A 13,186-nucleotide genomic window follows, 5' to 3' on the forward strand; every position below is an offset into this window, starting at 1 on the left:
CACAGAAAGGGAGCGGTTTTTGTTATTGAGTGCGCTCGGGTACGTACTGCATGAGCACGATGCCGCAATCGAACGGAACGGTTTTTACCAGTTGTAGATTCCGTTTTCCATCGGCCTCGCCAAAGATGGGGAGTCCGCGTCCAATGGCCGCCGGGTTGATCAGCAAGTGCAGCTCATCGATCAATCCCTCCCGGATCAGTGACGAAACGAAGCTGGCTCCTCCGTATACAATGATATCCTGACCGGCCTGTGCTTTCAGGCGCCCGATCTCGTCGACAAGCGAACCAGTGGCTACCGCTGTATTCTCCCAGATCGACTGGCTGAGGGTTCTAGAGAAAACGACCTTGCTGGTGTGGGTAAATTTCTGCCCGGCTTCATAATCCGGATTGTCAGGATTAGCCGCCACAGAGGCCCAGTATGGGATGAACCCTTCGGCCAGTTTTCGGCCCAGCACAATACAGTCTACGGGGTCAGTCAGTTCTTTTACATACTCCTTCAGGGCATCGTCCCAGTCGAAAGTCATCCAGTCCATTTCGCCGTTAGGACCGCCTATGTAGCCGTCGACGGTCATTTGAACCTGAAGCTTTAGTTTTCTCATGTCGCTGTTTTTTCTACAAAAATAGTGTCGACAGCCACTACGGACGGGTTGTGTATGCGCCTTTGGAGCGGTGTTTTTGCGACATTACCAGCGTACCGGCCCGGGCCCTTATGGACCGGCCACGGTTTACCAATTCGGCTGATCATACGATCCCTAAAAAAGTCGCGGCCCCGACCATAGATCGGAGCCGCGGCTTTTTTACAGTTGAATGAACTAGTCGTTGTATCTGGTCACCTTACTGGCTCCCGACGTTTCGGAGTCCAGCGAACCGACCTGACCCAGGGTTGCATGGCTGGCTCCGCTGGCATCGATAGTAGCCTTGTCGATCTGCATGCTGGTGGCTTCGATTTTACTGGCTCCGCTCAGATCAGCTTCTACCTGGGTGGCCCGGCCCCGTAGCACAATGTTCGATGCCCCCGACAGATCGATGGTCAGGTTAGTGACATCTCCGTCAAAAACCGTACGGCAGGCTCCGCTCATACCAATGTTCAGCTTATTGTAGGCGCCGAAGCCGGTCAGGTTCGCCTTCGATGCGCCCGATAGTTTCAGCTCGTCAATCGAGGGCACGGTAATTGTCAGCCCTATGCGCTTCCGGTTGTTCCAGTCGAAGATACCCCGCCGATCGACCGACACGTCGAGGGTATTGCCACTGACCTTCACGCTGACATCTTCGAGATCCTCTTCGCGGCCGTCGGCCACTACTTTATACGTATCGCCTTTGCGGAACCGCACCACGAAAGCCCCGCCCACGTCTACTTTCGAGAAATTGCTCACGTTGAACTGGCGGGTGTTGCTACCGATGTCGTCGAAATCGTCGCCCAGCTCGTTGGCTACGGCATTCTGTACGTCGTCGGTCAGGTCGGTTACGTCGTTGTCCTCATCGTTACCGTCGTAGCTGCGGTCTTTTTCGCGGGGGAAGTTGAGACAAACCAGTCCGTCGTTCTTGGTAAACTTCCAGACGCTGGCTTCCATCCGGTCAAGTTCTTTCCCCCCAAATTCATTCCGGATAAACAGGGCAAAGTCTTTGGACATACGGAACGGTTTCTCATAAGGCAGCATCACTTCCATATCCAGATCCTGGGCCCGGAAGCGTGATTTGGGTTTCAGGGTGATGGCATTTTCAAACGCAATGACTGAATCGCGCACCGTATAGCGGTAGTCGATCTGGCGGGCATTTTCCTGCGCATTGGCGCGGCTGCTGCCCTGTGCCCGAAAACGCTGTACGAGGCTGATCGCGGTGCCTTCGTAGCCTTTCAGCTCGATAGAGGGACGCCAGTTGTCCTCATCCATTTCGGTCAGGTCGAAGGTCGGGATGGCAGCCGCTACGGTCAGCGTCCTGGTTTCTTCGACGGTACCACTCCGCTGGAAACTGTTGATCAGCGGACTAACGGTACCCAGCAGAATGACCAGGCTCACCAGATAAACCCCGCCCAGCGTCAGCGCGGTACGGCTGCTGATAATCGGCCGCGTAGTGATGAGCATGATACCGAGTACTGCCACGGCGAAGGCCTGAATCATACCAACGGCGAAGGCCGCTACAATCATGGGCATGGTAATGTCGCCCCGCACAAATCCGATCGGAATATCACCGAACTCCGCGCCCGACTCAATACCGAAGGCGGCTCCCGTTACGGCCAGACAGGCAATCATCAGCGCGAACGCTACCACCAGACAGATAATCCCGGCGAAGACCCGGATTACCGCCACGACGCCGTTCAGCAAGGGACCGAGTGCACTGCCAAGGCCCCCAATGATCGTGGCGATGGCCCGGAAAGGGAACAGCAGAATACGGGTCAGGGTGCTTTCGTTATTCGGCGACTCGTTGATATTCAGGTTCTGCTTGATGCTCGACTCGATGTTCGAGAGTGTAATGGGCTGCCCCTGCATTTCCATCTTCTCGGTCAGCGTTTTGGCCGTTGGCGCTACCATCCACAGAACGACGTACAGCAGAAAGCCTACCCCGAAGAATACGATACCCAGCACGAACAGCAGCCGTACGACCCCCGTGTCGATGCCGAAGTAAGCTGCGATACCCGACGCTACCCCGCCCAGTACTTTATCTTCGGGGTTCCGGTAAAACTTCTTCACCGTCTTGTCTTCTTCAATGGTCATCACGCCCGGCAGTGCAATCCACATGGCAATGTAGATGAACAGAGCGAAGCCCGATACGCTGGCTCCGGCCCCATCGCCAACCGGCGGCAGCGCCAGAAACAGGGTTAGAAAGATGAGCCGTATCCAGACTACGTCGATGTTGAAGTAATGGGCCAGACCGGCGGCTACCCCGCCCAGGGTTTTCCGGCGCAGGTCGCGCACCAGTCGGCGGGGTTCACCATAAGCCTCGCCCGATGAGCCGCCGTAGGCAGACGATGAGCTTCCCCCAGCCATCGTGGCCGCGGCTCCGGGCGCTTTGGTACCACTGCTGAACGCCGAATTGCGCCCGCCGTTGGTAACCAGTACCTCTTCTTCTTCTACCGCTTCGAAGTCAGAAACCGTACCCATGGCCGCCACCAGTTCGTTGACGTCATCGAGCGAAACCACCTGATTACCGGTTGCTTTCAGCTTGGCCAGCAGTTTTTCGGCAATTCGGTTCTCTATGTCAGTCACAATCTCCTGGCTGTCTTCGTAGGTTGAGAAATACTGCTGAACCGACGTCAGGTAATTTCTCAGTTTATCATAGCCATCCTCTTCGATGTGGAAGATGACACCACTGATGTTGATGCTGATTGTCTTTTTCATGGTCGTAACCCGGACTTCAGTCCGGTCCTTTTACTGGTTTAGGTCGGGTTAGTTGGTTGCAGAGGAAGGATTGACGGGATCGACGGATGCCGCAACGGGGGTGTTTCCATTAGCGGGCTTGCGGTGCTGGTCGGTCTTGCTCACGATAGAATGTACCGACTCGGATAACTCCTGCCAGGTGTCGTTCAGCGCATCGAGCGAGTTACGGCCCAGGTCGGTCAGGATATAATACTTACGGGGCGGTCCGGAGGTCGATTCTACCCATTTATAGTCGAGCAGGCCGGCATTTTTCAGACGGGTCAGCAGCGGGTAGAGCGTACCTTCCACCACCATGATTCGGGCGGAGGTTAGCTCGTCGAGCATATCGGAGGCATATACCTCGCCCCGCGATATGATGTGCAGAATGCAGAACTCCAATATTCCCTTGCGCATCTGCACCTGAGCATTTTCTATATTCATCGGTGTACGGGATTGCGTTAAACTTGATGCATCAAAGGTAGCATAAGGTACTATGCGATACAAGGTACTTTATTAAATATCTTTCTTTTCCATGATTAATGGTGCTAGAACGGGCTGAACGGCAGACGCCTTTTGTACACAAGTTAAAATGGTATGTATATTTCGATTCATTACCCACCACTATGCTTCGACTATATGCCCTTACGATGCTCTGCTGGCTCGTTGGCTCAGCTATCTCAGCTCAGCCCTCACCAGCTGGTAATGAGTGGATTACCTACAGTCAATCTTACTACAAAATTCCCATAGTTCAATCGGGTCTGTACCGCATCACGAGCCTGGACCTGCAAAAACGGGGGGTTGTTGTACAGGCCATCGATCCAAAGACCATACAGTTGTTTCATCGGGGAAAAGAGCAGGCCATCCGGGTAGTAGACGAAACCGATGGCCGCTTCGATCCGGACGACTACATCGAGTTTTATGGGCGCGGCAACGATGGTCTGGCCGATTCGGCGCTTTACCGGAGCGACGCTGACCAGCCCGGACCGGCGCAGCCCCATGCTTACTACAGCCTGTTTAGCGACACGACCGCTTATTTTCTGACCTGGCGACCGGGCGGCCCCGCGGGTCGGCGGATGGTTACCGCTACCGACACGGTGGCTTCAGACCTGAACCCGGTCGAGTACCACTGGGCGGAGGAGTTACGCCTGTTTACCGATACCTACCCGGGTTATGCGGCCGGGATTCCCCCTAAGATAGAATACAGTCACTACGAGCCGGGCGAAGGGCATACGGGCGTCATTCTGCAGACCCTCCCTTACGTTACCAGTCTGGTACTGCCCAACGCCTATCGATCGGGCCCGCCCCCCCAGATCGACATCCTGCTGACCGGCCGCGACTACACAGCCCACCGGGTGGAGGGGCGGGTGGGGCCAGCGGCTGGCACCCAGCGGCTGTTCGGGTCGGCCACTTTTTCTCTCTACGGCAACGCCCACCTCCGCGACACCCTCGGCTGGCAGGACGTCGGTTCCGACAATCAGTTGCTGGTATCGACCGCAGCCGCCGATGGAAACCGCTACTCCCTGTCGTACCTGCGGCTTCGCTATCCGCAGCGGCTCACGGCCAATAACCAGCCGCGTTGTTTGTTCAGGCTGCCGCCCCATTCGGCCGGTCGGTCGCGGCTCGTTGTCCTGGACGTTCCGGCCACGGCCCGCTTTTTCGACATCACAGACCCCAACGTGCCTACGCTGATCCAGCACCGGCAGTCCGGCACCACGGCCCGGCTCATCGTACCCGGCTCCGATCAGGAGCGGATCATTCTTTGCAGTAGCCAGGTCGACCCGATCCCGGCCATTCGGCCCGTCACGTTCGTCGACTGGCGCAATCGGCGGCCTACCTATCTGATCGTCACCCACGAAAATCTGATGCGGCCAACGGTCCGTAGTGCCAACGCCGTACGGGCCTATGCCGCTTACCGGGCGTCGGTCGAGGGGGGCGGGTTCGATACGCTGACCGTGACCATGGCGCAGCTGATCGATCAGTACAGCTACGGCGAACGGCACCCCCTGGCCATCCGGCGTTTTGTTGATCAGCTCCTGCGGCAGAGTCGGGCATCCGGCGCGGCACTGCCCGAATTTCTGTTGCTGCTGGGCCGGAGCCGCAGTGCAGCGGGGGTGCGGCACAACCCCGACCAGGCCGGGCTGGACCTGGTCATGACGATGGGGTTCCCCAGCTCGGACGCAGCGCTGACGGCGGGTCTGGACGGTGCCCTCCGCGACGTCCCCCGCCTGCCAACAGGCCGTATCAATGCCGCCACCCCGGACGATGTACTGGCTTACCTGAACAAGGTAATCGAATACGAACAGCTCCCGTCCGACACGCCCTGGCGCAAACAGCTGCTCCACCTCAGCGGAGGCACTTCACCCGACGAATCCAGGTTATTCAGGTCGCTGGTCGATGCCTACGGGCGCCAGGCCACGAGAGCCGCGCTGGGCGCTCGGGTAGCAACCCTAAACAAACAAACCACGGCCCCCACCGAAGACCTCAATATCGCCCCGCAGGTGAACGAAGGCCTTGGTCTGATTACGTTTTTCGGTCACGCGGGCCTGTCGGTGACCGATTTGAATATTGGTTTCTGCTCAGATGATGCGCTGGGTTACCGGAACCGCGGCCGCTACCCGGTTCTGCTGATCAATGGCTGCGCTATCGGCAATTTCTTCTTCGGACGCCCCACCCTCACCACCGACTGGATACTGACGCCCGAACGGGGAGCCATCGCGGCCATTGCCCAAAGTCACCTCGGTTACGTGAACACCCTCGATCAGTACAGCACCGTGTTTTACGGCCTGCTGACCGACAGCACCTGGCTCGACCGGTCCATCGGGCAGCTTCAGCAGGAAACCATCCGGCGCATTCTGACCCAAACCCCGACCGGTCTGGCCCTGGCCAATGCCCAGCAAATGGTTTTACAGGGCGACCCTGCTATCCGCCCATTCCCGTTTCCCACCCCCGACTATGGGTTCGTGCCAGGTGGACTACGGGTTGAAGGACCGAACGGCGCGGCTTTGACCAGCGCCAGCGATTCGGTCACGATTCGGGTAGTCATCCAGAACACTGGTCGCTATCAGGCCGGCCGGTTGCCGATACGGATACGCCGGTTTATCCAGGGCCGCGAATCGGGCGTGTACAACCTGAGCTGGCCAGGCACCGTTGCCTACCGCGACACCATAAGCCTGACCATTCCGAATGAGCGTACTACCGAAGGCGCCAACCGATTCGACCTGTCGGTGAACCCGGCCGACCGCGCTGATGCGATTCCGGAAGTGAATCGGACCAACAATCAGCTACAGGCCGAGCTACCCGTACCCGGCCAGCTACCCCGGCTTATCTACCCGCCGATGTCGGCGGTTGTGGCCGAGCGGCAAATTCGGCTCATTGCCCAGCCATTTGGTCAGCCTCAGCAGTTGTATACGGTTGAACTCGACACGAGTGCCCGGTTTACCAGTCCCGGTCGGCTATCCTGGCAGCTCTCGGCCAAGAACGGCCTGTCGGTACCGGCTACGCTCACCGGCCCGGCACCGACCCGCTATTTCTGGCGCGTACGGCCCGTCCTGCCGGCGGAGGCTTCCTGGCAGTCGGCACAGTTTACCTACCATCCGGCCGCGGCCGACAAAGGCCTGCCTGAAGGACAGGTCTGGCTATCGACAGCCATAGCGACGAATGACCTGCGCCAGGGTGACAGTGTAGCGATTCCGGTGTCCTTCGCCAACCTCAGTCCGCATCCTTTCCAGGACTCTCTGGTCGTGCAGCAGGTTCTTTACGGGGCCCATCTCCCCCAGCCCCAACTCAGTCGGTTCCGGATTAAAGCCCCCGCTCCCGGCGATACGACCCGGTTTACGGTGCGCGTACCGACCGTGTCGATACCCGGTCTGAACCGGCTCATGATGACGGTCAACCCCAGCCTGCAAGCCGAGTATTCGCTGCTGAACAATACGCTTGATCTGCCCCTGCCGGTTCAGGCCGATCAACTGGCTCCGCTGCTGGAAGTGGCGTTCGACGGGACCCGGATCAATGAGGGTGCCGTCGTGTCGGCCAATCCCGTACTGGACATCCTGGTGGCTGATGATAACCGGTCGCTACGCCGGTGCGACACGACGGGCATGGCGCTCTTGCTGCAACGCCCCGGGCAGTTAAGCTGGGAACGGCTTGGCTGGACAAACGCCCGGATTCAGCCAGCCGGTGCCGATAACGTATTCCGGGTGCGGTACCAGTTGGCGTCTCTGGCTGAAGGCGACTATGGCCTGATCGCTACGGCGCAGGATGCTGTCCGGAACGCGGCTGTACCCTATCGAACGCGGTTTCGGGTGGTACGAACCCCGGCGCTTACCGATTTTACCGCTTACCCCAATCCGTTCCGCGATCAGCTTGTTTTCTCGTTTTCGCTCACAGGCGAAGGCGCCCCAAACGAGGTTCAGCTTGTCATTACGGATCTTATGGGTCGACCGGTCCGGCATCTGCGCAGTAGTACGACCGGCCGCCCGGTCCGGGTTGGGCTGAATGAATGGGTATGGGACGGGCGCGCCGACACCGGCGAGGACGTGCCGGCGGGTGTGTATCTGTACCGATTGATGATCAACGATGGCTGGGTAGTGCCCGCACCCCCACTCCCCCACGGCCGACTGGTACGGGTGCCCTAGCCCGGCTCCAGCGCCCCGTCAGCGGTTAGTCCCAGCACTCCATGAGCAGCAGATCGCCGGTCCGGGCTTCGACACGAACGAAGCCGTCGGCGGCTGCTTCGTTGCTGCTTCCCGTCCGATAGCCGAGGGTCATGGTATCGTTCTGTACGTTGTATTTCAGTCCTTCGGTAGTAATGCCGGTTACCGTCCCGACCGGAACCAAGGAGAGTGGCGTGCCCGCTTCGTACCATTTCTCGAATCGACCCACCAGCGGAAAAATGCGGGAGTGGTCGTCGAGCATGACAATCCGGATCTGGTCTTTGTACCGGACAATATTGGTCATGTTGGTCAGACTATGGTCGGCCCGCCGACCCGTTGCCCAGATGATATTGACAGCCGGATAACCCCGGCCGATCAGGTACTCTATTCCTTTTTCCAGATCGGTTTTATCCTGATCAGGCGTGTGAACCACGTCGAGCGGGTACTGCTGCGCCCGGATGGTTGCCAGGTCGAGATCCCGGTCGAAGTCGCCCAGCAGCACGTCTACTTTAATACCCAGATCGAGCACCCGCCAGATAGCACTGTCGAGCACTACCACCGTTGGACTCCACTCGAGCAGCTGGCCAAGCAGTTCGGGCTGGCAGGCTTCGCCGTTGGCGATCAGCAAAGCCGGCTCCTGCTTGTCACGAACGATATGATGAGACGACATACGAAAATAAACAGCGTGAGAACGACGACGATTTTAGCCCTGCCGGCTACTCTGCAAAGCCCGGTCGATGTCGGAGGGGTCATCTACGGCCTGGCTCTGGTGTACGGTTGTTACCAGTTTGATACAGTACCCCGCTTCCAGCCAGGCCAGCTGCTCCAGCGATTCAGCCTGCTGAAGGGGCATGATGGGCAGAGCGGCAATTTTTTCGAGTATATCGGCCCGGTAGCCATACAGGCCCACATGCCGCTGGTACGGGTGGTGCTCGTGCCAGCGCGCCGGATCAAGATCACGGAAGAACGGAATCGGCTGACGACTGAAATAGAGCGCTTCCTGTTTCGCGTTCAGGACAATTTTAACCTCGCCCGTACTGTGCAGTATCTCCGCCGACTCGACGGGCGACATCTGGGTGGCCAGCTCTACCGATCCGTCGAGGACAGCCGCCAGCTCATCGATCTGAGCGGGGTTAATAAACGGCTCATCGCCCTGTATATTAACGACGTAATGAGGCCCGGGAGCTGACAGGCTGCCCGTCCCGGCCAGTTGCGCATAGGCTTCCTGGCAACGCTGGGTACCGTTTACGTGGTCGGAGTGGGTCATCGCCACCTCGCCACCTGCCTGCCGAACGACTTCGGCAATGCGTTCATCGTCGGTAGCGACGACAACCCGGTCCAGCAACTGGGCCTGCCAGGCCTGCTCGAGCACACGAACAATCATTGGTTTGCCGCCAATATCGGCCAGCGGTTTGCCCGGAAAACGCGTTGAGCCGTACCGGGCCGGAATAATGCCAATTATCATAGAAACAAAGAAATTGGTTTTGCCGAAGCGGGATATGCCCGCTCCGGCAAAACCAGCTACAGCCGCCGGAACAGGTCCTTCAGCAAATCAATGGTTATTACGTCCTGCCAGTGGGGGCCGATGGCGTGCAGCCACATATGCGGCAGGTTATATGACACCTCAGCCATCCGGGTCAGCGTCTCGTCGCTCCACTCGGCCGATAGCCCCTGCGGCAAATCGATCTGGTGGTAAGCCACCATCTGCCTGAACTCCGCTACGCCTTCGGGGTAATAGTCGGCCAGATGATTCATGATCAGACAGTTGGCGTAACAGTGACGGGTACCCAGAATTTTGGACAGGCCGTAACTGAGCGCGTGGCACACCCCCACTTCTGAATAGGTCAGGCTAAGCCCGCCCATAAGCGAAGCGACCATCAGCTTCTCGTCGTTTTCGGGCGTCTGTCCGGACTGATTACCCAGAAATACCTCCCGGCAAAGCTTAAGCGACTGCTCGGCAAAGGCGTGGGAGTAAGCGTTGTTCATACGACCATTTTCCGACTCGATGCAGTGGATATAGGTATCCATACCGGTATAGAACCACCAGTTGCGGGGTACGCTGGCAATCAAGTCCGGATCGAGAATAATCTGGTTGAAAACGGTCCATTCGCACTTAAGGCCCAGCTTCTTAACCGGCCCGGTCAGTACGGCGGTCATGGACACCTCGGCGCCGGTACCCGAAATCGTAGGCACCCCCACATGATAGACACCTGGTTTTTTGATGAGGTTAAGTCCCTGATACAGCGTTGAAGACCCTTCGTTGGTGATCATCAGCGACAGCGCCTTGGCAATATCCATGATGCTGCCGCCCCCAATCCCGACAACCCCGGACGGCAGGCCGCGTGTGGCCAGAATTTCGTCGCGGAGTTCGTCGATCTGCTGGGTGGTGGGCTCGTGTTCTTCTACACTGATGTAGTAGGTCAAATCCTCGTCATGTGCCGGCACCCGATTCTCGAGAGATTTACCTTTAAAGTAATTATCGACCAGAAAAACGAAATAGCCTTCATTCTCGGCCCGGTGGGGAGCCAGAATCTCATCGAGCTGATCGAAGCTACCCCGTCCGAACACGGTTTTTTCGATGCCTTTGAAATTCTTGTGCGTGGGTCGGGTGGCGGTTGGTACGGTGGTGGTCATGTGGCTTAGGCTTCGATAAGGATGGCTTTACGGATGGCTGTACCCACGTTTTCGGCCAGGGCGGCTACCTCGTCGGTTGTCCAGCTCGCCCGGATACCAAACGAAATAAGCCGTCCGATTACCGACTGAGCGCCGGGCAAATCGAGGCTGTTATAATCCTGGGGAGCGCCAAACTTTTCGATAGGCAGCGCCGACGCCGTCCGCATCTGTTTGATATGGTCCCACTGGTTGATGAAATGGTACATGTTGGTGAACCAGTAGTTGAATCCACCGACCCCGGCTGCGTTCAGTTCTGCCAGTACCCGCCCGGCCGATTCGGTATCGGGCAGCAGCAGATTGAGGAAGGTAGCCGAGTCGCCATCGGGATCGGGAATGCGCGCAAACGACACCCCCGGAATCGCGCCCAGCGTGGCCATCAGCTGCTTCTTGTGGGCATTGTTCTTCTGGATGATGTCCGGCACCCGACGCGTCTGCACTAGTCCAACGGCGGCATGTAGCTCGCTAATCCGGTAGTTGAAGCCCAGAATCGGGTGCTGTTCCATACCCCGGTTGGTACCGATATGATCGTGGCCATGGTCCGAGAACGAATCGGCATGTTTATAGGCCTGCTCGTCGTTGGTTACCATCACGCCCCCCTCACCTGCCGTGGCAATCTTGAAGAAGTCGAATGAATAGGCGCCGGTTTTGCCCCAGAGGCCCGTCGACACCCCTTTGTAGCTGGCTCCCATGGCCTGACCGGCATCTTCGACCAGCACCAGCTTATGTTCGTTGATAACCGCCATGATGGCATCCATATCGGCCATTTGCCCGCACATATGCACCAGGCAAACGCCTTTGGTACGGGGCGTAATGGCCCGGCGGATACTATCGGCACTCAGGCAAAGCGTATCATCGATATCGGCGAAAACGGGCAGAGCGCCCACCATCAGCACGGCCTCTATGGTAGCGATGTACGTAAACGGGGGCACAATCACCTCGTCGCCAGCCCCGATTCCGGCCGCTACCATGGCACAGAGCGCGGCTGTCGATCCGCTCGATACGGCATGGGCGTAGTTGGCCCCCACCAGTTTGGCCACTTCGGCTTCAAACTCGCGGGCCTTGTAGATGTTGTTTCGCTGGGCTTCGTGATTGTAACGAAACAGGATACCCGTTTCGAGGACGTCGTTGATTTCGGTGCGCTCCAGGGCGCCGAAGAATTCCATTCCAGGCATGAGACAGACAATACGTTATCGGCTTGGGGCCAGGGGCCGGAGCCGGTTAATTTTCAGCAAAAGTACGTTTTTTCAACCGTTACCGGTACGTCCTTTTCGCTAGTAACGTATACGCCCCTCCCACCCGATCCACTCCCGAAAAACGGCATCGGCCTCCTGCCGCAGACACTGCTGCATCGGAATTGAGCGTTGCTCGCGGGGCTTGTCGATCTCCTCATAGATGAACTGATCATCGAAACCGGCACCGGCCGCGTCGGAGTGAAAAGCGCCGTATACGATCCGGCTGGGTCTGGCCCAGTAAATGGCCCCCAGACACATCGGACAGGGCTCGCAGGAGGTGTATAACGTACAGTCGCTGAGCTGAAACGAGCCCAGATTCCGGCAGGCATCCCGGATGGCTTCGACTTCGGCATGGGCGGTCGGGTCGTTGGTTGAGGTAACCCGGTTACAGCCCCGGCCAACAATTTCGCCGTTGCGGACAATGACGCAGCCAAAGGGGCCACCCTGCCCGGTTTTCATTCCTTCGCGGGCCATCTGGATGGCTTCGCGCAGAAAATCCTCGTCGGTTTTTACGGTTCTTGTCGTCATAAACTAGCAGTAAACGCCCGGCCTCCGGTAATTGACCGGCGCCGGACAACAATCGGTTCGGACTAACTTTATCGGATAGGTACGATCACACCGACGCCCGATGGCCCGGCCGATAGCAGGAGCCGTTCCTGTCGGTCGCCCCGATTTTTGGCGATAAAATAATTGACCAGATCAAAAGCCAGCAGGAAGCCCCCCTGCACCATGACCGATGAGCCATATCCCCGTAGCTGGTCGGCTTTGTCCGGCTTTATATCGCCCCGCTGACGCAGGTAAGCCCCGCCCACCACATAGGCCACATCCAGCCCCGCGTTGACCAGCAGCAGCTGTTTCAGGTTTTCGTGCTGCCGCACCGCATCGGCCAGCGTTTCGCCCCCGGCGCTGCGTTTACGCCCCCCCAGCAAGCCCGCGCCCGCAATACCCAGGTTAAATAGATTCCAGTACACATTCATCTGGTGAAAATATCTGGTTTGCCCCGAGGTTTGTCCGGCCGCAATACTGCCTGCGGCAATGTTGGCCAGGGCATAACTCCCCAGCGCCAGGCCAAGCGTTTTCTGATGGCGCAGGCGCTGTTCGCTGAACTGGCGCAGGTCAGTTGGGGCTTCGGCGCGCTGGGCCGACACGGAGTTGCCCAGCAGGACCGACCCAACGGTAAGAAGTACCCGATGAAGTGTGTGCATAGTGGTGTATACCGTTCGGTTTACGCCAGTGGAAGGGCGCCAAACGGAACTCAATAAACCGCTTCATAGACC

At 58.2% G+C, this 13,186-nt stretch carries 10 protein-coding genes; 1 reads left to right on the top strand and 9 read right to left on the bottom strand.

The features are described from left to right. Positions 1–22: 22 nt before the first annotated feature. From B1C80_RS05400 to B1C80_RS05410, 3 genes are all read right to left on the bottom strand, one after another. A complete protein-coding gene (locus B1C80_RS05400) occupies positions 23–598 on the bottom strand; it encodes a dihydrofolate reductase family protein (RefSeq protein WP_077920022.1) in 576 nt (191 codons plus the stop codon). Between the two features lie 213 nt (positions 599–811). Then, positions 812–3,334 carry a GIN domain-containing protein gene (locus B1C80_RS05405; RefSeq protein ID WP_077920023.1) on the bottom strand — a complete coding sequence of 841 codons (2,523 nt, stop codon included), beginning with the start codon at positions 3,332–3,334 and terminating at the stop codon, positions 812–814. Positions 3,335–3,382: 48 nt separating this feature from the next. Further along, positions 3,383–3,793 (bottom strand): PadR family transcriptional regulator, encoded by a 411-nt coding sequence (locus B1C80_RS05410; RefSeq protein ID WP_077920024.1) that lies wholly within the window; start codon positions 3,791–3,793, stop codon positions 3,383–3,385. A gap of 182 nt (positions 3,794–3,975) precedes the next feature. Between B1C80_RS05410 and B1C80_RS05415 the strand changes: the two genes are divergently transcribed. After that, complete coding sequence (locus B1C80_RS05415; protein WP_077920025.1) at positions 3,976–7,986, top strand: C25 family cysteine peptidase; 4,011 nt, start codon at positions 3,976–3,978, stop codon at positions 7,984–7,986. 25 nt (positions 7,987–8,011) lie between these two features. On the opposite strand, the gene B1C80_RS05420 is transcribed toward B1C80_RS05415, so the two are convergent. From B1C80_RS05420 to B1C80_RS05445, 6 genes are all read right to left on the bottom strand, one after another. Continuing rightward, positions 8,012–8,674 carry a thiamine diphosphokinase gene (locus B1C80_RS05420; protein WP_077920026.1) on the bottom strand — a complete coding sequence of 221 codons (663 nt, stop codon included), beginning with the start codon at positions 8,672–8,674 and terminating at the stop codon, positions 8,012–8,014. 33 nt (positions 8,675–8,707) lie between these two features. Beyond that, complete coding sequence (gene kdsB, locus B1C80_RS05425) at positions 8,708–9,469, bottom strand: 3-deoxy-manno-octulosonate cytidylyltransferase (RefSeq protein ID WP_077920027.1); 762 nt, start codon at positions 9,467–9,469, stop codon at positions 8,708–8,710. Between the two features lie 56 nt (positions 9,470–9,525). Then, complete coding sequence (locus tag B1C80_RS05430) at positions 9,526–10,638, bottom strand: iron-containing alcohol dehydrogenase family protein (protein ID WP_077920028.1); 1,113 nt, start codon at positions 10,636–10,638, stop codon at positions 9,526–9,528. Between the two features lie 5 nt (positions 10,639–10,643). Further along, the gene (locus B1C80_RS05435) at positions 10,644–11,849 is read right to left on the bottom strand and encodes a DegT/DnrJ/EryC1/StrS aminotransferase family protein (RefSeq protein WP_236648626.1); all 1,206 of its coding nucleotides are present in this window, start codon (positions 11,847–11,849) and stop codon (positions 10,644–10,646) included. A gap of 99 nt (positions 11,850–11,948) precedes the next feature. Beyond that, on the bottom strand, positions 11,949–12,437 hold the full coding sequence (locus B1C80_RS05440; protein ID WP_077920030.1) for a nucleoside deaminase: 489 nt from the start codon (positions 12,435–12,437) through the stop codon (positions 11,949–11,951). A gap of 68 nt (positions 12,438–12,505) precedes the next feature. Continuing rightward, positions 12,506–13,114, bottom strand: a complete 609-nt coding sequence (locus B1C80_RS05445) for a hypothetical protein (protein ID WP_077920031.1) — start codon at positions 13,112–13,114, stop codon at positions 12,506–12,508. Between the last annotated feature and the right edge of the window lie 72 nt (positions 13,115–13,186).

Source organism: Spirosoma sp. 209, from assembly GCF_002006735.1.
GTDB classification, from domain to species: Bacteria; Bacteroidota; Bacteroidia; order Cytophagales; family Spirosomataceae; genus Spirosoma; species Spirosoma sordidisoli.